This is a genomic window from Vibrio sp. 947, from assembly GCF_033339115.1.
GTDB classification, from domain to species: Bacteria; Pseudomonadota; Gammaproteobacteria; order Enterobacterales; family Vibrionaceae; genus Vibrio; species Vibrio alginolyticus.
The window spans coordinates 129,171-154,421 of record NZ_JAWOTX010000008.1; the positions used below are offsets into that span (position 1 = coordinate 129,171).

Consider the following 25,251-nt stretch of genomic DNA (forward strand, 5'->3'; position numbering starts at 1 on the left):
TTACCGCGGGTTTATTCTTCAATGCTTTCTTGTTCGGTGTCTTCTTCAACCGTGACGTCAGAAGCGCCAGAGACTTGTTCTACGACGGTCTCTACTGCGCCCGATATCAAAATGTCGGGGTTGAGCGGCGGAATCACTTGCAAGTCATCGCTATTCTCATCAATCGCTGGCTGTTGGCTGACATGACCAATGATGGATTGGTAGTAACGTCGAATATTTTCTACGTAATTACGCGCTTCATCGCCTCTGGCGTACCCATAGCGAGTTTGGCTGTAATAGCGCTTCTGACGCAGTAAAGGCAGCCTATCTTTTACATCGGCCCAAGCGTTCGGATCGCCACCTTGTGCTTTGGTGAGTCGTCGTGCGTCCATCATGTGGCCGTAACCAATATTGTATGAAGCTAACGCAAACCATATTTTTTCATGCTCGTTGATGCTATCAGGCACGCGACCTACAATGCGACGTAAGTACTCGACACCACCACGAACAGATTGCTCAGGGTCTAAACGGTTTGTTACCCCGACGCTTTTCGCTGTTGGCAGAGTAAGCATCATCATCCCCCTAACACCCGTTGGCGATTTTGCTGTTGGTTTCCAATGTGACTCTTGATAAGCCAATGCTGCAATTAAGCGCCAGTCGAACTCTTCGCTGTATTTTTGGAATAAAGGTGCCCATTTAGGCAATTTGTCATCCAGAGCTCGAATGAATGCGCGAGTATCAACGTAGTCAAATGCTTCAATATGACCAATGTACTTTTCTTCGAGGGTGGACAGTTCTCCTGATTGTTTGATGTTACCGAAAAACTCTATCAGCATCGCATACAAACTTTCGTCTTCAGAGCGTCGAGTAAACCAAGATACTGGTTGATCTTCTGTAAGTTCAAACGCGAGCGCAAGATCGGGGTAAAGGCGTTGAGCAAGGGAAAGTTCCACCGAATCAGTCACAGTAAAACGTAACTCACCCGTCGATACGTATTTGAGTAAGTCTCTCGTGTCAGCATCACCAACAATTTCAAACTGAAGTTCTGGATACTGCTTCTTTAACGCTGTTAGGGTCGGAACATATTGCGATTGTTCAACGATCTTTAATGTTTGAGCGCCTGCATTTGTATCTTCGTCGGACTCGTCGTCTTTCGAGGCTTGGTATTCAATGAGTTGTTCGATATCACGTGGTCGAAGTTGCCCTTTTTTATATACCACTTGTTGGCTTACATAATAATAGGCAGGGCCTGGTCTAAATCGTTTGACTGCTTGTGACGTTTGATTTAAACCCGTAGCGATGATATCGATATCTCCTTTCTTAAGAGCAGGAAAAAGCTCAGCCTGGCGAAAGGCTGGTTTAATCTCGAGTTTGACGCCGAGCTGCTCCGCAAACTGACGCGCCAATTCGTAATCCAACCCTGCGGGACCATCGGGACCTATGTAGTAGGAAAGCTGATTGTTTAGCGTGCCAACACGAAGCACACCACGTTCTTGAATTTTTTCAAATTCACTTTTGGGCTCCGACTCAATCTGGCAAGCAGAGAGTAAAAGAACAGAAACTAAAATTAGAGCACTGCGCTTGAGCCGGTTGAAGTGACTTATTTGCATTAATAGGTACATCTTGGAAAATTTCTATTTGCCTTTATATCAAAGCGAGCTCATGGGGCAAAGTGAATCACACACTTATAACGTGACATTGTGTGTTTTATCGACATTTTAGTTGTAATTCAAATTTGACAAAAAAAATGACGCAAACGGTTGCTTTTGGTGTTACATCACAAAAACAATTACTATATAATGCGCTCGCAATGACGAGGTGGAATCGGCATAGGTTCGACAGGGCTTATTTTAAGTGTCTGAATTTATTCCAATATCACCTTAATCAATTGCATAAGAGACCTAAGCACATGAGAATTTTGCGTGGCTCCCCAGCTCTTTCTGAGTTTCGTGTTAATAAACTACTGGAACTTTGTCGTGAACAAGATCTGCCTGTAACTGGCATTTATGCCGAGTTTATGCACTTTGCCGATCTAAAGTCAGACCTTGATGACCAAGAGTTAGAAAAACTTGAAAAGTTACTAACTTACGGCCCAACCATCGAAGAGCATGAGCCTGAAGGTCTTCTACTTCTTGTCACGCCTCGTCCTGGCACTATCTCGCCTTGGTCTTCTAAATCTACCGATATCGCTGTTAACTGTGGTCTGGATAAAGTGAAACGTCTAGAGCGTGGTACGGCTTATTATGTCGAATCTTCAGTTGTTCTATCAGAAGCTCAAGCTGACGCTGTTAAAGCGTTAATTCACGACCGTATGATGGAAACAGTATTCACAGAATTTGAAGCCGCATCAGCATTATTTACTGTTGCAGAGCCTAAGCCTGTCGCACATGTTGATATCTTAGCTGGCGGTCGTCTTGCGCTTGAAGAGGCAAACGTTTCCCTTGGCTTGGCACTCGCAGAAGATGAAATTGATTACTTGGTAGAGAACTTTACTAAGCTTGGGCGTAACCCAAACGACATTGAATTGATGATGTTTGCTCAGGCGAACTCAGAGCATTGTCGCCACAAAATTTTTAACGCAGATTGGACTATCGACGGGGTAGATCAACCTAAGTCTTTGTTCAAAATGATCAAAAACACTTTTGAAACGACACCTGACTATGTGCTGTCTGCATACAAAGACAACGCAGCCGTTATGACAGGTTCTAAAGCGGGGCGTTTTTTCCCTGACCCTAAATCTCGTCAATACACGTACCACCATGAAGATACGCACATCTTGATGAAGGTAGAAACGCACAACCACCCAACGGCAATCTCTCCGTGGCCGGGCGCATCGACTGGCTCAGGCGGTGAAATTCGTGACGAAGGCGCGACGGGTATCGGCGGTAAGCCAAAAGCGGGTCTGGTTGGTTTTACAACCTCTAACTTACGTATTCCTGGTTTTGAACAGCCATGGGAAACCGACTTCGGCAAGCCGGGTCGTATTGTGAATGCGTTAGACATCATGCTTGAAGGTCCTCTTGGCGGCGCGGCATTCAACAACGAATTTGGTCGTCCAAATCTATTGGGTTACTTCCGTACTTACGAAGAAAAAGTCACTTCTCATGCGGGTGAAGAAATTCGTGGTTACCACAAACCAATCATGATTGCTGGTGGTATGGGTAACATCCGCGATGAACACGTACAGAAGAAAGAGATCCCTGTAGGTGCGAGCCTAATCGTACTTGGTGGTCCGGCAATGAACATCGGTCTTGGTGGTGGTGCGGCATCTTCCATGGCATCTGGTCAGTCAGCAGAAGATCTGGACTTCGCTTCGGTACAGCGTGAAAACCCAGAGATGGAACGTCGCTGTCAGGAAGTGATCGACCGTTGTTGGCAGTTAGGCGACGATAACCCAATCGCATTTATCCACGATGTGGGTGCAGGCGGTATCTCTAACGCATTGCCTGAACTTGTCGACGACGGTGAGCGTGGCGGTAAGTTCCAATTACGCGATGTACCAAACGATGAGCCGGGCATGAGCCCACTGGAAATCTGGTGTAACGAATCACAGGAACGTTACGTTCTAGCGGTAGCGCCAGAAAACATGGAAGCATTCGACGCCATCTGTAAGCGTGAACGCGCACCGTATGCAGTGGTGGGTGTGGCGACAGAAGAGCGTCATCTAACGCTAGAAGATTCTCACTTCGACAATACGCCAATCGATATGCCAATGGATATCCTGCTTGGTAAGCCACCGAAGATGCACCGTGACGCAACCACACTAAAAGTGGAAAGCCCTGCCATTGTTCGTGATGGTATTGAGCTTAATGAAGCGGTGGATCGCGTACTTCGTCTTCCTGCTGTTGCAGAAAAAACATTCCTAATTACTATCGGTGACCGAACAGTAACGGGTCTGGTTGCTCGTGATCAAATGGTTGGTCCTTGGCAGGTACCAGTAGCAAACTGCGCAGTAACAGCGGCAAGCTACGACACTTACCATGGCGAAGCAATGTCGATGGGTGAGCGCACGCCAGTGGCATTACTAGACTTTGGAGCATCGGCTCGCCTAGCCGTTGGTGAGTCACTAACGAACATTGCGGCAACAGACATCGGTGATATTAAACACATTAAACTGTCTGCGAACTGGATGTCTCCAGCGGGTCACCCAGGTGAAGATGCGGGTCTTTACGAAGCAGTGAAAGCGGTTGGTGAAGAACTGTGTCCTGCTTTAGGTTTGACTATCCCAGTTGGTAAAGACTCCATGTCGATGAAAACCAAGTGGGAAGAAAACGGCGAGAGCAAAGAAGTCACTTCTCCACTGTCGTTAGTTATCACGGCATTTGGTCGTGTGGAAGACGTACGTAAGACCGTGACTCCACAACTACGCACTGACAACGGAAAGACTTCTCTAGTTCTTGTTGACTTGGGTAACGGCAAAAACCGCTTAGGTGCGACAGCATTGGCACAAGTATACAAACAGCTGGGTGACAAACCTGCTGACGTAGATAATGCAGAGCAGCTAAAAGGCTTCTTTGATGCAATGCAAGCGTTAGTACGTGATGACAAGCTAGTGGCTTACCACGATAAAGGCGACGGCGGTCTTTTTGTTACACTGGCTGAGATGGCGTTCGCGGGTCACTGTGGCGTAAAAGCGAACATCGCAGAGCTGGGTGATGATGCGCTAGCCGTTCTATTTAACGAAGAGCTAGGTGCGGTTGTTCAAGTTAAGAATGATGATCTAGATTCAGTTCTATCTACTCTGGCGGCAAACGGCTTAGAGGCATGCTCACATGTGATTGGTTCTGTTGAAGCTTCAGACGACTTTGTTATCACTTCTGGTGATGCAGTTGTACTTGAACGTTCACGTACCGAACTACGCGTTATCTGGGCTGAAACAACGCATAAGATGCAAGGTCTACGTGATAACCCAGCGTGTGCAGACCAAGAGCACGAAGCTAAGAAAGACAACTCTGACCCTGGTCTAAACGTTAAGCTCAGCTTCGACGTAAATGAAGACGTTGCAGCACCGTACATTGCGAAAGGTGCTAAACCTAAGATGGCAATTCTACGTGAGCAGGGCGTTAACTCCCACGTCGAAATGGCAGCAGCGTTTGACAGAGCTGGTTTTGAAGCAACCGACATCCATATGAGCGATATCCTAACGGGCCAAGCGGTACTGGATGAATACCATGGCCTAGTAGCTTGTGGTGGCTTCTCTTACGGCGACGTATTAGGTGCGGGTGAAGGTTGGGCTAAGTCTATCCTGTTTAACGCACAAGCTCGTGAACAGTTCCAAGCCTTCTTCAACCGTGAAGAGACGTTCTCTTTAGGTGTATGTAACGGTTGTCAGATGCTATCAAACCTGAAAGAGCTGATCCCAGGTGCAGACTTGTGGCCACGTTTTGTGCGCAACGAATCTGAGCGTTTTGAAGCGCGCTTTAGTCTAGTTGAAGTTCAGAAATCTGATTCTGTATTCTTCGACGGCATGGCTGGTTCGCGTATGCCAATCGCGGTTTCCCACGGTGAAGGGCGTGTAGAAGTACGTGATGCAGAGCACCTAGCAGCGATTGAAGCATCAGGTACGGTTGCGATTCGTTACGTGGATAACCTCGGTAACCCAACACAACAATACCCGAACAACCCGAATGGTTCGCCAAACGCGATTACTGGTTTAACAACAGCAGACGGTCGCGTAACTATCATGATGCCTCACCCAGAGCGCGTATTCCGCACAGTTGCAAATTCTTGGGCTCCGGAAGGTTGGGGTGAAAATGGCGCTTGGATGCGTATGTTCCAAAATGCCCGTAAGAATATTGGTTAATTAACCAAAAGTTAATCTAGCTTAAGTAAAGCGTTGGTTGAGAGACCAGCGCTTTCTTTTTTCTTATCACTCTTTTTTCTTCGTCGCTCTTTCTAGTGACTTGGCGAAACGTTGCTTTGTTCTGCCTCTTCTTTGTCATCTATTATCTAGCGTAAAAAACTTGCAGCGTTTAGATTACTTTTATGCTCTAATACCGCGCTTACCAAGGGATGGTGTTAAACAGCTCAGCTTAGATGGAGTTATCAAGTTGACCGAATCCCTGATTGATCCCTAAATCCCTTAGGAAATGAAAGAAATGTCTAAGAATCCAAAATTTGCTATCCGCGTCACTGAAAAACGTAACGGCTGGAGCGCAGAAATCACTCGCCAAGTGACATCTCGTAAGACTGTAGTATCAAAGCGTGAAACAGGCTTTGACAGCGAAGAGAAAGCACAAGCTTGGGCTGAACAAGAACTGGCTGGATTTATCCAAAACCAAGTGGTTCGTAACGAGCGTAAAGCAGCGCAACGTCAAGAGCGCGAAGCAGAACAACTAGCGGCAAAAGTTCGTAAAGAAGAAGCCCGCAAAGCACGTGAAACCGAAGTAGACACTGACGAAGAATAAGTTTAAATCGGTGAGATGGTGACGTTACCCATCAAACAAATAGTGAAAATGCCTTGAGTTTTGTCTCAGGGCATTTTTTATTTATATCGGCTAAAAACAATCCGACGATACGGACAAGCTAAACGTGCCGTCTTCAGGGGCTGCAAATTGTTTATTGCCAGGAAGAAGGTGAGGGTTATTAGCATAAGTGCGATGTGTCGATTTGACCTTTGCAGAATGTCTTTCCGGTAAATCAAAGTGTTGTAAGCCGTCAGATAGATCGTTTGCTTCACCGTAGTCGAAATGTGTTGCGACGTCTTTGGGCTGCTTGGCGTAACGACAGTGATCCGGCTTACCATCTTCGTGCCAAGTTAAAGAGTTAGTTTTTGCATCTAGATTCAGGTTATTTGCTGTTGGCTGTGCGTAAAAATCTTCTGAAACTTGGTGCTTGCTTTGTTCTTGTAAGTAGTCTGCAATGTTCTCAGAAGCTTGCGCTAGGCTACCTACAGGGAAGAAGCAAATCAGAAGAAGCCGTGTTTTTAGATTGTTCATAATGTGTATGCAAGCAAAAGGAAATGATAATACTGATAAATAAAACGGCGTGCAATTATGGCCATTGGATACGATATAACAGGGCAGTTAATGTCTGCCCTGCATCTTTTAGGTATGGTTAGTATTGATAAGTGAGGTGCAGTTTGACTTCGCGACCAGGCGAAGGCACGCCATTAGATAGGTATGCTTCGTAGTAACGATCGGTTAAGTTTTTCACAACCGCGCCAACGCTCAAGCCTTCGACTTGTTGTATTTCCCAAACCACGTAAGCGTTTTGTAGCGTGTATTGCTCACTTGGCGATTTCACTTTTAAATTATTACCGCTTGCCTTGGTTTTGGTTTGCGCATCATACCAACGGACTTCCCAGCCCGTACGTAAACCAGGAATCCATTCGTAACCCAAACCCAGATTAATGTTTAATGGCGGTACATCAGGATGATCATCATCTGAACCTGTAGAGTCAGATAGGCTACCTTTGTTTTTGCCGCGAATGTAACTTGCTGAGAAATTACTGTAGAAATCTTCAATCCGGTATTGTGAAATTAGCTCAAAGCCATAGTTTTTAAAGCCATCTAGGTTTGTATTCCAGCTTTGTAACTCAGTAGTATTTTTGTCGAGGTTTTCGCCCGTTCGTATATCAACTGTGTCGCTAACATCGTTATAGAACATAGTTAACTCTGTTGCGAGGTTATCGCGAGAGTTCACCAGCCCTTCCGTTAAGTTGATAACGCTTGCTTGATAAGCATGGATACGAGACACGTCCAGATTCAAAGCAGTAGCCGTAGCGGTAGCTCGCGCATATTGCACTGAGTAGATGTTATCAACGGTTGGTGCTTTTAAAGCGTAGGCGTAGGAGGCGTTTAAACGCGTATTATTGCTCGCATCAAAGTCGATATCCAAACGTGGGCTAAAGCCTTTATGCGTCGTTTCACCGTAGTTATGTCCGGCAGCTGGATCATTATAATCCGGCGCAGCGTTCCCTTTTCCTTCACTCTTGATGTATTCGTAACGCAGAGAAGGTGTGATTGTTAGGCGGTTTGTTGCTTGATAGTGATCAGCAATGTAAGCGGCATAAATTGACTGCGTGCCAGATGGTTCGTAGTAAGGGGTGTACCAACCGTAATTTTTTGCTTCATTACTGTCGTATGATGCGTTGAATACTAACGAGTCTCTATCGGTTTTTTGATATTGAAGCCCAGTGATTAGAGTGTGGTCTCCGAATTGTGCTTGGTTAAACACATCAACGTAGTCACGCTCGTAACTCAGCCATGACTCATGACCGTAACTGCCAACAGAAACGAACATTTTCTCGAATGCTACGTCAGGGCGAACCCAATGACGATCGTTTTCGGAACGTGCCATTTTGATATTGAAATCAATATACGGGTTAGTCGGCATGTAGTGGTAAGAGATGGTCGTGGTGTTGTCCGTGTATTTGTTATCGACGGTGTAAGCGTATTGGGCTTTTTCTAATGAGCCGTATTTCTTGATATTGTATTCGGTGATGTTAGGCATTTTTCCGCGGCGGTTAGCCCAAGGTTTACGACCTTCATCTTTGTAGCGAGTGTGGCTAATTTCAAATTCGTGATCGTTGTTTTCATAACCAACCTTTACGAGCATGTTTTCTTGCTCATAACCTGAGTAATCCAGCGTTTCACCACCTCCGACTTTAATGTCATCAGAATCTTTTACCGAGCCATTCGCTAGAAAATAAAAACCAGTATCGTTTTTACCATAGAGTGTTAGCGTGTAGGCGTTCTCATCGCCGTTGGTGTTGTATGCACTTGAGATGCGAGCACCAAAGTTTCTTTCGCCGTACAGGAGATCATCGACACTTTTGGTTTTAATGCGAATGGAGCCACCAAACTTCCCGTTGAGTGCTCGATAGTCGTGCGCGCCCTTGATAATTTCTGCTTCGCCAATTAAGAACGGATCAAAAAAGAAGGTACCGTAGCGGTATTGTTGAAAGCCGATTGGAGCGCCATCGACAAAGACGGCGATATCGCTTGGATCATCAAAACCACGAATGTTAATACGTTCGCCACCAGAACGACCGCCACCATCTATTGATGCACCGGGAACGGCATCGATCATTGAGGCAAAATTAGAGTACTGTTGCTCTTCAATCTCTGACCAATTAATGGTGGTTTGCGCAGGCTCAGCAATGGTAATAGGTTTGGCATAACGAACGCCTATGACTTCAAGCTCTTCATTTGGCGCTGTCTCGGCATATGAATAAAGAGGGAAGAGCAAAGCCAGTGAAATGAGATTTACTTTGAATGGATGACTTTTTAATCGTTTCATATTGATGATTTATAGTGTTTTTATGAAGCTGGGATTATAAGAACATTATTACGATTAATAAATGATAATGAGATTAATTATCAAATGTGTTTTTGCGACGGATTGTAAAGTTTTTTATCCATTCGTGGAAACTACGATAAGTATCGTTAGCGTACATAAAACAAAAAGCCCAGCATCATGGACGCTGAGCTTATTGGCTTTAAACAAGATAGTGCGAGCACTGTTGCCCCTTTTGAGCTAATCAGGCGCCTACTTGGTAGGAATTACTGAGTTTCTAACGGTATCTGTCCGGTGGTCAGCGGCTCGGCATCGAATTCAGTGAGGCCTTCAATATAGCTTTCGACTGCTTGCTCTAAAGCATTATCACCTTGGTTAAAATAGGCAAGGTGGAAAATTGCATCGCCTTCGTTCACCAATGGTAATGTTTGTTGACCGATAACTAAACCACGCTTCGGGGCTTTTAGTTCTATCTCATCATGACCAAGAGGAGAGCTAATATAAGCGAGCGTTTCACCCTGTTCTACTTTGTCTCCCAGATTAACGACAGTACGCAAAATGCCGTTACCTGACGCGCGAACCCAGCTGGTGGACTTCGCTATGATAGGCTCAGGCAGCTTTTTCCTGCTCGCTCGCAACATACCAATGGCTTGCATTACGCGCCGAACCCCGAGTACACCAGCGCTGATCGAAAGTGGATCAAAACGCAATGCTTCGCCAGCCTCGTAGGTGAGCACTGGAATATCACATTTTTCTGCTTCACTGCGTAAAGAGCCATCACGCAATGCTGAATCAACAATCACTGGCGTTGCAAATGCTTGAGCAATACGCAGAGTTTCTGGGTTGCTTAAGTTTGCGCGGATCTGTGGCAAGTTCGTGCGATGAATGGCCCCTGTGTGTAGATCCAAAATGTAGTCACAACGCTTGGCAATGTTGTTAAAGAACCCGTGTGCCATACGAGATGCAAGTGCGCCTTTTTCACTGCCAGGAAAGCAACGGTTGAGATCTCGTCGGTCGGGCAAGTAACGAGATTTATGGATGAAACCAAAAACGTTAACGATAGGTACTGCAATGACAGTGCCTTTCAGTTTTTGTGGATCCAGTTGGTTAATGATCTGACGAACGATTTCTACGCCATTAAGCTCATCACCATGGATAGCAGCATTCACCATTAACACTGGTCCTTCTTGTTTCCCATGGATTATTTCCACAGGAATAGATAAAGGCGAATGTGTATATAGCTTCGCTGCTTCAAATTCGATCTCTAATCGTTGCCCTGGTTGTATTTGATGTCCTAAGAGCTCAAACACTTTGCTTTTTTTACTTCTGGCCATAAACCATCTCTGTCAAATGCGTCATCAGCAATGTAACAATTGCTGCAAAATCGCACTAATCATTCTCATTAAGGACACGACAAATTACTTTAATCGTCATGCGTGAAATTTTGGTATGTGTGAAGTTTTTGTTTTCAATATGATCTTTTCTATCAGTTTAATACATAACAAGCCATAGAGAAGAGAGCGCAATAATAGCCTTAAAAAATGTGACTGTATTAAAAATAATACTGTTCATGGAGGACAAAAAAACGGACTTTTAACCCTACTTTTTATCCGATAATATCCGCGCCGAATTTGAGGTTTCACACTTTCTAACTAGAGGTTTTGATGAAAAAGGCAATTGCTAAAATTGGTGCATTGACTGCGGTAGCAGTTTCACTTTCAGGTTGCGTAGGTAGTAATGCCGTGACAGGTTATGTCATGGGGTTTAACTTGAAAGCTGTTGACAACCGTTACGCTCGAGGTGGCCTAAATATGCTTTTAGCGCCTGTTTATGGTGTCGCGATCGCAGCGGATTATATCGTGTTTAACTCTCTAGAATTTTGGACGGGTAAGAACCCGTTAAATGGTAAGCCACATATCTTCGATACAAAGGTAGATACTTACATTGATGTCAATCACCAGTTAGATAAGTCCTTAACGACGGCACCAATCGCACCATTAGCGGATAACCGTGTCATTGAGCAGGGGCGAATGCAGCAAATCGATGAGAACACTGTTCAAATGGATATTACTTACAGTAACGGTGAAAAGGCGACACTCATGGGTGTACGCGATGGTGAGTTTGTTACTTACTACATTGATGGTGAAGTTGCTGCACAAACCTCAATGGATGAATTAGCCGCTTACGCGCAAAACCGTGTGTAGTTGGGTTCAACTAAACCAAAAAAAGGGTGCCGTATGGCACCCTTTGTCATTTTTCGTGATTGAATTATGCTTTCTCTGGAATCGCTTCTAAAAGCGCGACCATCTGATCCCAGTACAACTGAACAGTATCAATCTTCACTTTCTCATCTGGAGAGTGAGGGAATTTTATTGTTGGACCGAAAGAAACCATATCCATGTGTGGGTATGGTTCTTTAAATAGGCCACACTCAAGACCAGCATGGATGACCATGATGTTCGGCTTATGACCGTAAATGCCTTCATACATATCACGGAAAATTGCCATGATCTCGGAATCTGCATCTGGCTTCCAGCCAGGGTAAGCGCCTGAGAACTGAATTTGTGCGCCTGCTAGCTCAGTAATCGAGCGCAGCATGCTTTCCACTTGGCTACGGCCAGAGTCAATGAGAGAACGAATCAAGCAAAGCACGGTGACTTTATTTTCTTCTGTGCTGATCACACCAACGTTTAGAGAAGTTTCAACAACGCCTTCCACCTCATCACTCATACGGATTACGCCGTTTGGACAAGCGTTAAGTGCCGCAATGAATCGTTGCTGATCGGCGATTGAAAATACTTGCGCGTCAGTCGTGATCGCTTCATTAAAGGTTACGATACCTGTTTCGATTTTACCCAATTCAGTTTTAAGCAGCTCAGTGTAGTGGTTGAACAGCTCAGCAAGTTTGTCTTGGTTTTCGACAGGAAGCGCGACAGTAACAAACGCTTCGCGTGGGATTGCATTACGTAAGCTACCACCACGGAATTCGACTAAACGTAAATCAAGCTCTTGAGCATGACCGGCAAGGAAACGACCAAGTAATTTGTTGGCATTACCGCGACCTGTGTGAATGTCACAACCTGAGTGACCGCCTTTTAGGCCTTTCAGCGTCAGTTGGCGTGTTACAAAACCTGCAGGCGTTGATTCTCGAGAAATATCGAAAGTCATGGTGCCATCAACGCCACCTGCACAACCCATGTAGACTTCGCCTTCTTGCTCAGAGTCTGTATTTAGAAGAATCTCACCCTCTAACCAACCAGCTTCAAGGCCAAATGCGCCAGTCATGCCTGCTTCTTCATCAATCGTCAGCAGAACTTCGAGTGGACCGTGCTTAATATCTTTAGATGCCAATACAGCAAGGCAAGAAGCCATACCAATACCGTTATCTGCACCAAGCGTCGTGCCTTTCGCAGTTACCCATTCGCCATCGATGTAAGGTTGGATTGGATCTTTGGTGAAGTCGTGTTCAGTGTCTTCGTTTTTCTGCGGCACCATGTCGATGTGTGCTTGAAGTACAACAGCCTTCTTATTTTCCATTCCTGGTGTCGCGGGCTTTTTGATGAACACGTTACCAGTTGGATCACGGCGAACGTCAAAGCCTTGCTCTGTTGCCCAGTTGATAATGTACTGTGCTAATGCTTCTTCATGTTTCGATGGATGAGGGATAGAACAAATCTTATCGAAAAACTGCCAAAGTGGAGCAGGTGATAAGGTACTGATCTCAGAATGGAACTCAGACACGGAGGACTCCTTTTGATGTGCTTTGCCAAATATATACCGTAAAAATATTGTCAAGGTAGCATTAAATGCTAGACGATTTGGCCTTCAAATTGCCGTTAGCATACCACCAGATAAGGAGTACGAGTAGTCGCGATCACAAGGATTTCTCTCAGAACTGTCACAGTTTGTGAATACAATAACAAGCACTATGTGTTCTCTATCATACATTCTGAAATTGGCTTTATTTTTTAATTCATAAAATTGTAATTTAATTACATATAAAATTTGATAAAGGTCAATTTATGTATTTTTTGTGATTTCAATCACTAAAATGCTTGTAATTAAATTTCTTGGTGGTATATTTGTAACCAGCTTCTGAGAGAAGAATGAAATGCTCAAAGGATGAGTCCGTTTTATCGCCTCCAAGGAACCGAGAAATCAACGAATGTTTAATTGATTTAAAAGGTGATAGTTATGAAAGGTTTACCAAGTACAATGTTCTGGAATAGCAAGTCTGTTTACACCGGTAACTTTGTATACCCAACAAGCTTTGGCTACTAAGTGAAGTCAACGCATGTGACTCGAACAGTTTGTTCACCCCTATAAATTGGAATTTTTTTTCAGTGATAGTGCTGACATGATTCACCGCCACCCAAATTGGGTGGCGTTTTTTTATCTCTATTTTCTCTTCCTGACTCACTTATTGCCATCAAAGCCTTCTTCTATTCCCCATTCTTCGGTTTTATCGACTTTTCCATCAAATCTGTTAGATACCATGTTTAAAATGGGCCTTTTTCATCTGAAAGTTTAGTACATTGTTCAATTTTTATTCTGTTGTTGGGTTCTAAACGATAATTATTACTTGTTGTTTTATATGAATATATTTCCTGTTTTGCTTTTAAGAATTAGCGAATGGGTTTCATATCCAAAGAAAAAAATCGCATTAGAGTGAAGATTCTATCTAGAATTTGCTATTTGATAACTTTATAATTCCCGCCAATCGATTACGCAACCGTTTACTTTTTACCTTTACAGGATTCGATCATGCTCGAGAGGCTTTTTAAGCTCAGTGACAATGGCACAAATGTGCGCACTGAGATCATTGCAGGTGTTACCACCTTCCTAACCATGGCTTACATTATTTTTGTAAACCCAGCGATCTTGTCGGATACCGGTATGGACCGTGGTGCCATTTTTGTTGCAACTTGTCTTGCGGCCGCTATCGGCTGTTTCATCATGGGATTTGTTGCCAACTACCCAATTGCACAGGCACCAGGAATGGGCCTGAACGCATTTTTTACTTACTCTGTTGTATTGGGAATGGGTTATACGTGGCAAGTTGCGTTGGCGGCTGTATTTGTTTCTGGCCTTCTGTTCATTCTTTTAAGCGTATTTAAGATCCGTGAGTGGATTATTAACTCGATCCCGCATTCTCTACGAACAGGTATTTCAGCTGGTATTGGTCTTTTCTTAGCGTTTATCGCATTAAAAAATGCAGGTATCGTCGTTGATAACCCAGCGACATTAGTTTCTATGGGAGAGATCACATCATTGCCATCTGTATTGGCCGCGATTGGCTTCTTTCTTACGATTGCACTGGTTCACCGTGGTGTGAAAGGTGCGGTGATGATCGCCATTCTTGGCGTTACAGCGCTTGGTCTTCTATTTGGTGATGTGCAGTGGGGCGGTATTATGTCAACGCCACCAAGCATTGCGCCAACTTTCATGCAACTGGATTTCTCTGGTTTGTTTGAAGTAGGCATGATTTCCGTCGTATTTGCTTTCCTATTTGTCGATTTATTTGACACCGCAGGTACGCTCGTTGGCGTTTCTCAAAAAGCAGGTCTAACTGATGAGAATGGCAACATCCCTCGTTTAAACAAAGCGTTACTTGCAGACTCAACAGCAACGTCAGTAGGTGCATTACTTGGTACCTCCAACACGACATCTTATATTGAAAGCGTTTCTGGTGTGGCTGCGGGTGGGCGTACTGGTCTAACAGCCGTGGTTGTTGGTGTACTCTTCCTACTTGCTCTATTGTTCTCACCACTTGCGGGTATGATCCCTGCTTATGCAACGTCAGGTGCGCTATTCTATGTGGCGATCTTGATGCTGTCTGGGCTAGTAAGCATTGATTGGCGTGACCTAACTGAAGCGTCCCCAGTTGTTGTGACTTGTTTAGTTATGCCGCTAACATTCTCGATTGCAGAAGGTATCACGTTAGGCTTTATCGCATACGCGGCGATCAAGTTATTCAGCGGTAAGGGCCGTGAAGTGTCGATGAGTGTATGGGTGATGTCAGCCATCTTCATCGTTAAATACCTCGTCGGTTAATTTCTCGAGCAAAAAGCCAGTGTGGATTTATTCACGCTGGCTTTTTCTTTTTTTACGTTGTTCACAGAAGACGGTTTTTCTGCGGAATAGGCAGAGAATTTTGATATCACCGTTGGTATTAGCGGTGTGTTTCGGTAGAATAATCGTTTGCGCAGCTTGAAATCCTCGTCTCCAAACATTTTGGAGAAGTTAGTGAGCATTCCGCTTTTGAGTGACTTCGCTAGATTTTGAGGATGCATATTTTCAAATTATTAGGTTATTACAATGAGTAAAAAATTCATTATCACTTGGGATGCAATGCAGACTTACTGCCGTGAACTGGCTGAGAAACAAATGCCAGCTGAGCAATGGAAAGGAATTTGGGCGGTAAGCCGCGGCGGTTTGGTTCCTGGCGCTATTTTGGCTCGTGAACTGGGTATTCGTTACGTTGATACAATCTGTATTTCAAGCTACGACCATGATCATCAGCGCGATATGACGGTACTAAAAGCACCTGAAGGTGATGGCGAAGGTTACCTAATCGTTGAAGACCTAGTAGACAGTGGTGATACAGCGCGCAAACTACGTGAGATGTATCCAAAAGCGAAAATGATCGCTGTGTGTGCGAAACCATCAGGCAAAGAGCTGCTGGATGATTACGTTGTAGATATTGCTCAAGACACTTGGATCGAGCAGCCTTGGGATATGTCAATCCAGTATGCTGAGCCAGTAAACCGCAAGCAAAAATAAGCGCGGTTAAAGAATATTGAGAAGTGCCCCTTTATAGGGGCATTTTTTTTATTATGATATTAAATCATGCTAATAGCCTAGGGTTCTTCCTATGTCTGAAGACGTCAGTAAAAATCTTTCCGAAACTTTGTTCGTGAAACATAAGCAAGCAAAAGAAACCTCCGCGCTTACCCAGTACATGCCGACCAGTAAAAAAATACTTGATGAACGAGAAGCGCAGGGTGATCGTGCTTGGTATCGTCATTTGCGTCGCTTGCAATGGGCTTGGCAAGGATTGTCTCCGATCGAAATGGAAGGCGTACTGTCCAAAATTGCTTCATCATCTCACTCGCGAACCAATGATGATTGGTTAGACACTGTAATGGGTTATCACAGTGGTAACTGGACATTTGAGTGGATCAAGCTTGGTATGGATCATCAGAAGCGAGCAAATGAAATGCAAGGAGAAGAGGCAGCGGATGAACTCTTCACTGCTTCTTTGTGTTTTAGTATTGCAGGCTACCCACATTTAAAAAATGATAACTTGGCATCGCAGGCTCAAGTGCTGGCAAACAAAGCGTATTCTGACGGCGCAGAAAAAACTAAGTACACCATCAAGCAAATTGAAGTGCCTTACCAAAATCGCAAAATCATCGCGAACCTCCATTTACCAAGAACGGATAAACAGTTGCCAGTGGTCATGGTGAGCGCTGGTTTGGATACTCTACAAACCGACATGTGGCGTTTGTTCCGTAATCGTCTTGCACCGCGAGATATTGCGATGTTAACCGTAGACATGCCTTCGGTAGGGCATAGCTCTCATTGGCCCTTGACCGAGAATTCAAGTTGCCTACATCAAGCGGTATTGAATGAGCTTTACTCGCTACCTTGGGTTGATCATCACAAAGTGGGGTTAGTTGGGTTTCGTTTTGGTGGTAATGCCATGATCAGACTCTCTTTTGTCGAGCAGGAAAAGATCAAAGCTTGTGTCGCTCTAGGCGCACCCGTACATGATATTTTTACTTCCCCTCAGAAGTTACAAAAAATGCCGAAGATGTATTTAGATCTTTTGGCTTCCCGTTTGGGGAAAAATGCGGTTGATATTAATAGCATGGCAGGTCAGATGATGGCGTGGTCATTGAAGGTTCAGGGCTTCCTGAGCAGTCGAAAAACCAAAGTGCCTATTTTGGCTTTGAGTCTTGAAGGCGATCCAGTGTCGCCACACAGTGATAATCAACTTGTTGCTCTATTTAGCCAGTATGGTAGAGCGAAAAAAATCAGTTCCAAAACAATTACAAAAGGATATGAGCAATCCCTCGATTTAGCCATAAAGTGGCTAGAAGATGAATTATTAGGGTGACAATTCTCCTAAATTAGTTAAGAGTGATATATCTGAGCAAAAAATAAGCTCATGATAATTAAAAATAATAATCATTCTTGGGTGTTTACTTTTAACTATGAAAACGGAGATTCATATGTCAGAGACGACTCAGGGCCCGACTCACTTTCGCTTGATGTCAAAGTTGAAGGCGATAGGGCCTTACCTGCGCGAACCACAATCGCAAGAAGGGCGCTATTATTTTGATTGTTTATCTGTATGTGTAGACGACAAAAAATCGCCTGAGAAGCGTGAATTTTGGGGCTGGTGGATGGATTTGGAATCCATCGAGGGAGGCTTTACTGCTAAATATCATATTGGCAAGTACAACAAAGAAGGGCAATGGGTATCTGAAGCCCTTCCCAAAAAAGTGGTAGAGGAAGTGTATCTCACGCAGAGCACATTCCATCAAAAGCTGGTTGATACTTTAGAAGAACACTTCAAATTAGAAGTCGAATATCACACGGAGTCTTTCGATTTCGCTTAATTTGGTTGTTTTCATTTAATACCAAACAAAAAGGTGCGAAAACGCACCTTTTCTCTTGTTAATTCCCTATTTGATTGTTAAAACATCCTCTCTTTATTTGTTTTTCACTTCAGAAGACATCATGACAACGAATCAACAAAATGCAGTTGTTTCACAACCACAAACTGTCGTTGTGAAACTGGGTACAAGTGTGCTGACAGGCGGCACTCTGGCACTCGACCGTGCACACATGGTTGAGTTAGCACGCCAGTGTGCTGAGCTTAAAAAACAAGGCCATTCAATCGTAATGGTTTCGTCTGGTGCGATTGCAGCAGGCCGTGAGCATCTTGGTTACCCCGCATTGCCCAACGAGATGGCGAGTAAGCAGTTACTTGCCGCGGTGGGGCAGAGCCGCTTGATTCAAACATGGGAGTCTTTGTTTGGTATTTATGGTATCAAGATCGGCCAAATGTTACTAACCCGTGCCGATTTAGAAGATCGTGAGCGATTCCTTAACGCGCGTGACACTATTAATGCGCTCGTTGCGAACGATATTGTTCCTATCGTAAACGAAAATGATGCCGTTGCGACTAGCGAGATTAAAGTTGGCGATAACGACAACCTTTCCGCTTTGGTAGGCATTTTATGTGGTGCAGATAAGCTCTTGCTTTTAACGGACCAAAAAGGTCTGTTTACTGCTGACCCTCGTAGAGATCCGAACGCAGAGCTTATCAAGGAAGTAAAAACCATCGACGATACGCTGCGTAAAATCGCAGGTGGAAGCGGTACAACATTGGGTACTGGTGGTATGGCAACGAAGCTGCAAGCCGCAGACATCGCTCGCCGCGCAGGTATCGAGGTTATTATTGCTGCTGGTAGTGCGTCGAATGTTATCTTTGACTCTTTAAGTGCTGAACCTCAGGGCACGCGCTTCCTACCTTGCGCTGAAGCCTTAGAGAACCGTAAACGCTGGATTCTAGCGGGACCTGCGGCATCGGGCGACATCGTTATTGATGATGGTGCAGTCAATGCTGTGGTCGGCAAGGGCAGTAGCCTACTTGCTAAAGGGGTCATCAAAGTTAGTGGTGACTTCGCACGAGGCGAAGTGGCGCGTGTAACAAACGCTCACGGTAAGTTGGTGGCTCGTGGCATCAGCGCTTACTCAAGTGATGACCTAACTAAAATTACGGGTAAACACAGTAAAGATATCATCTCTATTTTGGGGCATGATTATGGCTCTGAGGTGATTCACCGCGATGATTTGGTCGTCATTCAGGAATAGAATTAGAGGGAAGCAAAGTGGATTTAACGAATATGGGTAAAGCTGCTAAAGATGCAGCTTTCGAATTAGCGACAGCGTCAACTGCGCAAAAGAACCAAGCATTAGCCTTCATTGCTGATGAGCTAGAAGCAAACTCTGCTGCTATTTTGGCGGCAAACGCTAAAGACATCGAACTTGGCCGTGAAGCGGGTTTAACCGATGCGCTGCTCGATCGCCTTTTGCTTAATGAAGAACGATTGACTGCAATTGCGAATGATGTTCGCAACGTCATTAGCTTGAATGATCCTGTAGGCAGCGAAATAGACAGTAAGGTACTGGAAAATGGGATGTCACTGTCTCGTCGTCGTGTGCCGCTTGGTGTCGTGGGCGTAATTTATGAAGCGCGTCCAAACGTAACCATTGATATTGCAGCGTTGTGCTTGAAAACCGGCAACGCAAGTATTTTACGTGGTGGCAAAGAGACATTTTTCTCGAATATGGAATTAGTGAAGGTTATTCAGTCTGCGCTCGCAAAGGCGAACCTTCCAGCCGCTTCTGTGCAGTACATTGAAAAACCAGATCGTGAGCTTGTTTCTCAATTGCTTAAGTTGGACGATTACGTCGACATGATCATTCCACGCGGTGGTGCTGGCCTACACAAAATGTGTAAAGAAAACAGCACGATTCCGGTGATTATTGGTGGCTTTGGTATCAGCCATATCTTTGTCGACGAATCCGCTGATCTAAAGAAATCCCTGAATGTGGTTGAGAACTCTAAAGTTCAACGTCCATCTGCGTGTAACTCATTAGATACGCTGCTCGTGCATGAAAAAATTGCAGCGCAATTCCTACCAATGATCGTAGAGCGCATGAACGATAAAGTGACCTTCGTGACAGAGCCTAAGGCAAAAGCACTGATGGCTCAAGCAACACAAATTCGCGATGCTGTTGAAGGTGACTTTGATACGGAATGGTTGAGCTACACTCTTGGTGTAAAAGTTGTGTCTGATGTGAAAGATGCCATTGATCATATGCGTGTCCATAACGCGAGCCACTCAGATGCGATCATGACCAATAGCTTGGAAAACTCAGAGCTGTTCATCAATTCTGTCGGTTCGGCGGCGGTTTATGTGAATGCTTCAACGCGCTTTACAGACGGTGCGCAATTTGGCCTTGGCGCAGAAGTCGCAGTATCTACGCAAAAGCTACATGCACGCGGTCCGATGGGCTTAGAAGAGCTAACTAGCTACAAGTGGGTTGGTAAAGCGAACTACTTAGCACGCAGTTAACACATTCGACGAGATCTTGAGTGAAAAAGGGGCCTTTGCGCCCCTTTTTGTTTTGTCTAACATACCAATTCCGCTACACTACATGAGCTTTTATTTCGGTTTGAAAGCGTTATACCCAAATAGCTTTAATAGAGTCCGTATAACCATAAACGCGTGGTTATCCGTGATTGCTCATGAGGTTATTTTGGTATAGATATGGAGGTGATATGCATTGTCCTTTTTGTTCCGAGAACGATACCAAAGTTATTGATTCCCGCTTAGTGGCTGATGGCCATCAAGTTCGACGTCGCCGTCAGTGCTTGGCGTGTAGCGAGCGTTTCACTACGTTTGAAAGCGCAGAGTTAGTGATGCCTAAAGTGATCAAATCGAATGGCAACCGTGAACCATTTGATGAAGATAAAATGGTTGGCGGTATTCAACGCGCTTTAGAGAAACGCCCAGTGAGTGCCGATTCTATAGAGTTAGCGATCAGTATGATCAAATCACAACTGCGTGCGACGGGTGAGCGAGAGGTTCCGAGTGAAATGATTGGTAATTTAGTCATGGACCAGCTCAAAGAGCTCGATAAGGTGGCTTACATTCGTTTCGCTTCCGTTTACCGAAGCTTTGAAGATATTCGCGAGTTTGGCGAAGAGATTGCCCGCCTAGAAGACTGAGTAGCTCATGACTCAACACACTCCTGAAAGAGCGTTTTCTGATTTAGATTTCGCCATGATGTCACGAGCTATTAAGTTAGCGAAACGTGGCATTTATACCACCGCCCCTAATCCAAATGTAGGGTGTGTCATCGTTCGTGATGAAGAAATTGTCGGTGAAGGCTATCACCATCGTGCTGGTGAGCCGCATGCCGAAGTGCACGCGATGCGCATGGCGGGTGAAAAAGCGGTTGGTGCAACCGCTTATGTGACGCTAGAACCTTGCTCTCATTACGGCCGTACACCGCCATGTGCCGAAGGGCTGATTAAAGCCAAAGTGGCACGTGTGGTTTGCGCCATGGTAGACCCAAACCCGAAAGTTGCAGGTCGCGGCATCCAGATGTTGCGTGATGCCGGAGTTGAAGTACAAATCGGCTTGTTAGAGCAAGATGCCCTTGCCCTTAACCCTGGTTTTATAAAGTACATGCGTACAGGCATGCCGTTTGTTCAATTAAAAATGGCAGCCAGTTTGGATGGGCAAAGCGCACTCAGTAATGGTCAGAGCCAATGGATCACCTCCCCAGCGGCCCGCCAAGATGTGCAGCGTTATCGAGCGATAAGTGGTGGCATTCTTTCTACTAGCAAAACGGTGATTGATGATAATGCATCACTCAATGTGCGCTGGGATGACTTACCTAATAGTGTTCAAGCGCAGTATTTACAAGAAGAGCTTCGTCAACCAGTACGTGTAATCTTAGACCGTCAGAACCATTTAACTGATGCGCTCAAGCTGTTCCATACCGATGGAGAACGAGTTATTGTTCGCTCTGATGGAGACTGTATCCCTCTATTGGACAGCGCTGACCAAATTGACTTATCAACGACATTAAAACGTATCTCGGATGAGCACCACATCAATCACTTATGGGTTGAAGCTGGAGCTACGCTAGCGAGTGCGATGATAAAGGCTAATCTTGTAGATGAGCTCATTGTTTACCTTGCGCCAAAACTCATGGGCAGCGATGGTCGGGGGCTTATCGGTGCTTTAGGGTTAAGCGCTATGGCTGACGTCATAGATTTAAACATTACAGACGTTCGTATGGTTGGGGTAGACATTCGCATCACCGCCACCATAAAACGTAATGAAATTAGATAAGAAATAGTATGTTTACAGGAATAGTAGAAGCAGTGGGCAAGTTAGCTGCGATTACGCCGAAGGGCGAAGACATCACCGTCACGGTTGAAACGGGTACGCTTGATATGTCAGACGTTAAGTTAGGCGATAGCATTGCGACCAATGGTGTTTGCTTAACGGTAGTTGACTTCGGAAGCCACTATTACAGTGCTGATCTGTCATTAGAAACCTTGAAGAAAACTGGGTTTGCTGATTACCAAGTAGGCGATAAGGTGAATCTAGAAAAAGCCATGTTGCCAACAACGCGATTGGGTGGACATATCGTTTCTGGCCATGTCGATGGGGTTGGTGAAATTGTCGAACGCAATTCAGTTGGCCGTGCGATAGAGTTTTGGGTTGCAATGCCTGCGGAAATTAGCAAGTACGTTGCAGAGAAAGGCTCGATTACTGTTGATGGTATTAGCCTAACCGTCAACGACTTACGTAAAAATGCTTTTAAGCTGACGATCGTTCCTCATACGAGTGAAGAAACTACGATTGACCAGTTTCAAGTGGGGCGCAAAGTCAACTTAGAAGTTGATGTACTTGCGCGTTATATGGAGCGTTTACTGCAAGGACAACAAGAAGATAAGGCCGAGTCTCGTATCACGATGGACTTTTTACAGCAAAACGGTTTTGCATAAGTCTTGGGAGTGGCTGCGTGAGGCATGCGATAAAGAGCAGACTCACAGAACACCGCGAGATTCATTGACTTGCTTAATGCAAAGCTCAAACTATTGACCTAACTAGCATTCACTGCAACGTAATTTTTCATTGCTGTCGCAATAACAAATTTAGAATAACGGGATAACAGACTATGCCAATCAGTACGCCACAAGAAATTATTGATGATATTCGCGCAGGCAAAATGGTCATCCTAATGGATGATGAAGACCGCGAGAATGAAGGTGACTTGATCATGGCTGCCGAGCATATTACGCCGGAAGCCATCAACTTTATGGCAACCTATGGCCGTGGCCTGATTTGTTTAACCATGACCAAAGATCGTTGCGAAAGTCTAGGTCTGCCACCAATGGTGCAAGACAATAATGCGCAATACACCACCAACTTTACTGTTTCGATTGAGGCAGCAGAAGGGGTAACGACTGGTATTTCAGCCGCAGATCGCGCACGTACCGTTCAAGCAGCAGTCGCGCCAAACGCTAAAGCTGCGGATTTGGTGCAGCCTGGTCACATCTTCCCTCTCGCAGCTCAAGACGGCGGTGTACTGACTCGCGCAGGTCACACTGAAGCTGGCTGTGATTTGGCTCGTCTTGCTGGTTTAGAGCCAGCATCGGTGATTGTTGAGATCTTAAATGACGACGGCACCATGGCTCGTCGCCCAGATCTAGAGATCTTTGCAGAGAAGCACGGTATTAAATTGGGCACTATTGCCGACCTAATTGAGTACCGCAATAACACTGAGACAACGATTGAACGTGTGGCAGAGTGCAAGCTACCGACAGAGTTTGGCGAGTTCACGTTAGTCACTTACAAAGACACCATTGATAACCAAGTGCACTACGCAATGTGCAAGGGCGATTTGAAAGAAAAAGCGCCACTGGTTCGCGTTCATCTTCAAGACGTTTTTACCGACTTACTACGTAGCGATCGTAATGCAGAGCGCAGCTGGACACTAGATAAGGCAATGAAACGCATTGGTGAAGAAGGCGGTGTGCTGGTTGTTCTTGGCCATGAAGAATCGACCGATCTACTTATTCATCGCGTGAAGATGTTCGAAGCGCAAGACAAAGGTGAAGCCCCAACGCTTGCTAAAAAACAAGGCACGTCTCGCCGTGTTGGCGTTGGTTCACAGATTCTTGCGGATCTCGGTGTACATGATATGCGCCTTCTGTCATCGACCAACAAAAAGTACCACGCGTTAGGTGGTTTTGGTCTGAACGTTGTTGAGTACGTCTGCGAGTAACAACCGAACAATAAGTTCCTAGTCTTTGACGTGCTTAACTCGTCAATGGCTAGGAACCGGTGATTTGCCTCCAATTTCCATTAGATATTGCTCACAAATTTGTGCTAGAATCCGGCGATTCTCACTTGATGAACATATTTCACTTATAAATAGAGTTAAAGGAAAGCTTATGAAAGTGATCGAGGGTGGCTTCCCAGCGCCAAATGCAAAAATTGCTATCGTTATTTCTCGTTTCAACAGTTTTATTAACGAAAGCCTACTTTCTGGTGCGATCGATACACTAAAGCGTCACGGACAAGTAAGCGAAGACAACATCACGGTTGTGCGTTGTCCAGGTGCCGTAGAACTACCTCTAGTAGCTCAGCGTGTTGCTAAAACTGGCAAATTCGACGCTATTGTTTCTCTAGGGTCTGTTATTCGCGGTGGAACGCCTCACTTTGACTATGTTTGTAGTGAAATGAACAAAGGTCTAGCACAAGTGTCTATGGAATTCAGCATTCCAGTAGCATTTGGTGTTTTGACTGTTGATACGATCGATCAAGCGATTGAACGCGCAGGAACCAAGGCTGGTAATAAAGGTGCAGAGGCTGCACTAAGCGCACTTGAAATGATTAATGTACTATCTGAAATTGATTCCTAATGGGGGCCAGTGTGAAACCAGCCGCACGTCGTAACGCACGTCAATTCGCTCTACAGGCGATCTACTCATGGCAAATTACTAAAGAGAATGTTGCCAAGATTGAAGAACAGTTTTTGTCTGGCGACAAATACGATGAAGAAGAACTTCATGCATCTGAGCCAGCGCTTGCTGCTCCAGAGACAGACGTAGCTTACTTCCGTGAACTATTAAGCGGTGTTGTACTTAGCCACGCTGAGCTAGATAGCAAAATTCGTCCATACATTTCTCGTCCTATGCAGGATTTAGATATGATGGAACTTGCTCTTCTTCGCCTTGCTATGTACGAGATGACTCGTCGCGAAGATGTTCCTTACAAAGTTGTTATCAATGAAGCGATTGAACTTGCAAAAGTTTTCGCAGCAGAAGATAGCCACAAGTTTGTGAATGGTGTACTTGATAAAGCAGCACCTCACATTCGTAAGAAATAACGATTTCTTCAATGAAAAGGTCAGCACATGCTG

Annotated in this window: 20 protein-coding genes; 15 read left to right on the forward strand and 5 right to left on the reverse strand. The window is 44.9% G+C overall.

All coding sequences use genetic code 11. The features are described from left to right. Positions 1 to 11: 11 nt before the first annotated feature. A complete protein-coding gene (gene mltF / locus R7Q39_RS12490) occupies positions 12 to 1,589 on the reverse strand; it encodes a membrane-bound lytic murein transglycosylase MltF (protein ID WP_031777268.1) in 1,578 nt (525 codons plus the stop codon). 299 nt (positions 1,590 to 1,888) lie between these two features. Between mltF and purL the strand changes: the two genes are divergently transcribed. Together purL and R7Q39_RS12500 are read left to right on the forward strand one after the other, a co-directional pair. Next, on the forward strand, positions 1,889 to 5,782 hold the full coding sequence (gene purL / locus R7Q39_RS12495; RefSeq protein WP_318076350.1) for a phosphoribosylformylglycinamidine synthase: 3,894 nt from the start codon (positions 1,889 to 1,891) through the stop codon (positions 5,780 to 5,782). Positions 5,783 to 6,077: 295 nt separating this feature from the next. Beyond that, on the forward strand, positions 6,078 to 6,386 hold the full coding sequence (locus R7Q39_RS12500) for a DUF3622 domain-containing protein (protein WP_025998700.1): 309 nt from the start codon (positions 6,078 to 6,080) through the stop codon (positions 6,384 to 6,386). A gap of 90 nt (positions 6,387 to 6,476) precedes the next feature. Here R7Q39_RS12500 and R7Q39_RS12505 read toward each other — a convergent pair whose 3' ends face one another. The 3 genes from R7Q39_RS12505 to R7Q39_RS12515 all read right to left on the reverse strand — a co-directional run bounded on the left by R7Q39_RS12505 (position 6,477) and on the right by R7Q39_RS12515 (position 10,553). Beyond that, the gene (locus R7Q39_RS12505) at positions 6,477 to 6,917 is read right to left on the reverse strand and encodes a hypothetical protein (RefSeq protein ID WP_005381599.1); all 441 of its coding nucleotides are present in this window, start codon (positions 6,915 to 6,917) and stop codon (positions 6,477 to 6,479) included. A 118-nt stretch (positions 6,918 to 7,035) separates the two neighbouring features. Further along, a complete protein-coding gene (locus R7Q39_RS12510) occupies positions 7,036 to 9,222 on the reverse strand; it encodes a TonB-dependent receptor domain-containing protein (RefSeq protein WP_258510122.1) in 2,187 nt (728 codons plus the stop codon). A 263-nt stretch (positions 9,223 to 9,485) separates the two neighbouring features. After that, complete coding sequence (locus tag R7Q39_RS12515; RefSeq protein ID WP_017820600.1) at positions 9,486 to 10,553, reverse strand: succinylglutamate desuccinylase/aspartoacylase family protein; 1,068 nt, start codon at positions 10,551 to 10,553, stop codon at positions 9,486 to 9,488. Between the two features lie 330 nt (positions 10,554 to 10,883). On the opposite strand from R7Q39_RS12515, the gene R7Q39_RS12520 reads away from it, so the two are divergent. Beyond that, entirely contained in the window at positions 10,884 to 11,423 is a 540-nt protein-coding gene (locus tag R7Q39_RS12520) for a DUF3332 domain-containing protein (protein WP_005381596.1), read from the forward strand. A gap of 64 nt (positions 11,424 to 11,487) precedes the next feature. Here the strand turns inward: R7Q39_RS12520 and R7Q39_RS12525 are convergent, their stop codons facing one another. Then, positions 11,488 to 12,960, reverse strand: a complete 1,473-nt coding sequence (locus R7Q39_RS12525; protein WP_005381594.1) for an aminoacyl-histidine dipeptidase — start codon at positions 12,958 to 12,960, stop codon at positions 11,488 to 11,490. Between the two features lie 1,023 nt (positions 12,961 to 13,983). Here R7Q39_RS12525 and R7Q39_RS12530 point away from each other — a divergent pair. From R7Q39_RS12530 to nusB, 12 genes are all read left to right on the forward strand, one after another. Next, the gene (locus R7Q39_RS12530) at positions 13,984 to 15,273 is read left to right on the forward strand and encodes an NCS2 family permease (RefSeq protein WP_318076351.1); all 1,290 of its coding nucleotides are present in this window, start codon (positions 13,984 to 13,986) and stop codon (positions 15,271 to 15,273) included. 264 nt (positions 15,274 to 15,537) lie between these two features. Then, entirely contained in the window at positions 15,538 to 16,002 is a 465-nt protein-coding gene (tet(34), locus tag R7Q39_RS12535) for an oxytetracycline resistance phosphoribosyltransferase domain-containing protein Tet(34) (protein ID WP_005381590.1), read from the forward strand. Between the two features lie 91 nt (positions 16,003 to 16,093). Next, the gene (gene frsA, locus R7Q39_RS12540; RefSeq protein WP_005381586.1) at positions 16,094 to 17,341 is read left to right on the forward strand and encodes an esterase FrsA; all 1,248 of its coding nucleotides are present in this window, start codon (positions 16,094 to 16,096) and stop codon (positions 17,339 to 17,341) included. Between the two features lie 115 nt (positions 17,342 to 17,456). After that, positions 17,457 to 17,846, forward strand: coding sequence for a sigma factor-binding protein Crl (gene crl, locus R7Q39_RS12545; RefSeq protein ID WP_005381584.1), 390 nt, complete (start codon positions 17,457 to 17,459; stop codon positions 17,844 to 17,846). Between the two features lie 121 nt (positions 17,847 to 17,967). Beyond that, positions 17,968 to 19,107 (forward strand): glutamate 5-kinase, encoded by a 1,140-nt coding sequence (gene proB, locus R7Q39_RS12550; RefSeq protein WP_054579046.1) that lies wholly within the window; start codon positions 17,968 to 17,970, stop codon positions 19,105 to 19,107. 17 nt (positions 19,108 to 19,124) lie between these two features. Then, complete coding sequence (locus R7Q39_RS12555; protein WP_318076352.1) at positions 19,125 to 20,375, forward strand: glutamate-5-semialdehyde dehydrogenase; 1,251 nt, start codon at positions 19,125 to 19,127, stop codon at positions 20,373 to 20,375. Positions 20,376 to 20,581: 206 nt separating this feature from the next. Then, complete coding sequence (gene nrdR, locus R7Q39_RS12560) at positions 20,582 to 21,031, forward strand: transcriptional regulator NrdR (RefSeq protein WP_005381578.1); 450 nt, start codon at positions 20,582 to 20,584, stop codon at positions 21,029 to 21,031. 7 nt (positions 21,032 to 21,038) lie between these two features. Next, positions 21,039 to 22,166: a bifunctional diaminohydroxyphosphoribosylaminopyrimidine deaminase/5-amino-6-(5-phosphoribosylamino)uracil reductase RibD gene (gene ribD, locus R7Q39_RS12565; protein WP_158157276.1), complete on the forward strand. Its 1,128-nt coding sequence runs from the start codon at positions 21,039 to 21,041 to the stop codon at positions 22,164 to 22,166. Between the two features lie 8 nt (positions 22,167 to 22,174). Further along, positions 22,175 to 22,828, forward strand: a complete 654-nt coding sequence (locus tag R7Q39_RS12570; protein WP_005383626.1) for a riboflavin synthase — start codon at positions 22,175 to 22,177, stop codon at positions 22,826 to 22,828. A 173-nt stretch (positions 22,829 to 23,001) separates the two neighbouring features. Then, complete coding sequence (gene ribBA / locus R7Q39_RS12575; protein ID WP_005381573.1) at positions 23,002 to 24,111, forward strand: bifunctional 3,4-dihydroxy-2-butanone-4-phosphate synthase/GTP cyclohydrolase II; 1,110 nt, start codon at positions 23,002 to 23,004, stop codon at positions 24,109 to 24,111. 169 nt (positions 24,112 to 24,280) lie between these two features. Further along, the gene (gene ribE / locus R7Q39_RS12580; protein ID WP_005381572.1) at positions 24,281 to 24,751 is read left to right on the forward strand and encodes a 6,7-dimethyl-8-ribityllumazine synthase; all 471 of its coding nucleotides are present in this window, start codon (positions 24,281 to 24,283) and stop codon (positions 24,749 to 24,751) included. Beyond that, positions 24,751 to 25,218: a transcription antitermination factor NusB gene (gene nusB, locus R7Q39_RS12585; protein ID WP_005381571.1), complete on the forward strand. Its 468-nt coding sequence runs from the start codon at positions 24,751 to 24,753 to the stop codon at positions 25,216 to 25,218. The genes ribE and nusB overlap by 1 nt, the downstream gene beginning before the upstream one ends. The last annotated feature ends 33 nt before the right edge of the window (positions 25,219 to 25,251 follow it).

Bases quoted from the DNA above. Each gene is read 5' to 3' on its own strand.
- frsA (WP_005381586.1), top strand. From the start codon at position 16,094: ATGTCTGAAGACGTCAGTAAAAATCTTTCCGAAACTTTGTTCGTGAAA.
- R7Q39_RS12515 (WP_017820600.1), bottom strand. From the start codon at position 10,553: ATGGCCAGAAGTAAAAAAAGCAAAGTGTTTGAGCTCTTAGGACATCAA.
- mltF (WP_031777268.1), bottom strand. From the start codon at position 1,589: ATGCAAATAAGTCACTTCAACCGGCTCAAGCGCAGTGCTCTAATTTTA.
- ribBA (WP_005381573.1), top strand. From the start codon at position 23,002: ATGCCAATCAGTACGCCACAAGAAATTATTGATGATATTCGCGCAGGC.
- R7Q39_RS12505 (WP_005381599.1), bottom strand. From the start codon at position 6,917: ATGAACAATCTAAAAACACGGCTTCTTCTGATTTGCTTCTTCCCTGTA.
- ribE (WP_005381572.1), top strand. From the start codon at position 24,281: ATGAAAGTGATCGAGGGTGGCTTCCCAGCGCCAAATGCAAAAATTGCT.
- purL (WP_318076350.1), top strand. From the start codon at position 1,889: ATGAGAATTTTGCGTGGCTCCCCAGCTCTTTCTGAGTTTCGTGTTAAT.
- R7Q39_RS12510 (WP_258510122.1), bottom strand. From the start codon at position 9,222: ATGAAACGATTAAAAAGTCATCCATTCAAAGTAAATCTCATTTCACTG.
- ribD (WP_158157276.1), top strand. From the start codon at position 21,039: ATGACTCAACACACTCCTGAAAGAGCGTTTTCTGATTTAGATTTCGCC.
- nrdR (WP_005381578.1), top strand. From the start codon at position 20,582: ATGCATTGTCCTTTTTGTTCCGAGAACGATACCAAAGTTATTGATTCC.
- R7Q39_RS12530 (WP_318076351.1), top strand. From the start codon at position 13,984: ATGCTCGAGAGGCTTTTTAAGCTCAGTGACAATGGCACAAATGTGCGC.
- R7Q39_RS12520 (WP_005381596.1), top strand. From the start codon at position 10,884: ATGAAAAAGGCAATTGCTAAAATTGGTGCATTGACTGCGGTAGCAGTT.
- crl (WP_005381584.1), top strand. From the start codon at position 17,457: ATGTCAGAGACGACTCAGGGCCCGACTCACTTTCGCTTGATGTCAAAG.
- R7Q39_RS12500 (WP_025998700.1), top strand. From the start codon at position 6,078: ATGTCTAAGAATCCAAAATTTGCTATCCGCGTCACTGAAAAACGTAAC.
- R7Q39_RS12570 (WP_005383626.1), top strand. From the start codon at position 22,175: ATGTTTACAGGAATAGTAGAAGCAGTGGGCAAGTTAGCTGCGATTACG.
- proB (WP_054579046.1), top strand. From the start codon at position 17,968: ATGACAACGAATCAACAAAATGCAGTTGTTTCACAACCACAAACTGTC.
- nusB (WP_005381571.1), top strand. From the start codon at position 24,751: ATGGGGGCCAGTGTGAAACCAGCCGCACGTCGTAACGCACGTCAATTC.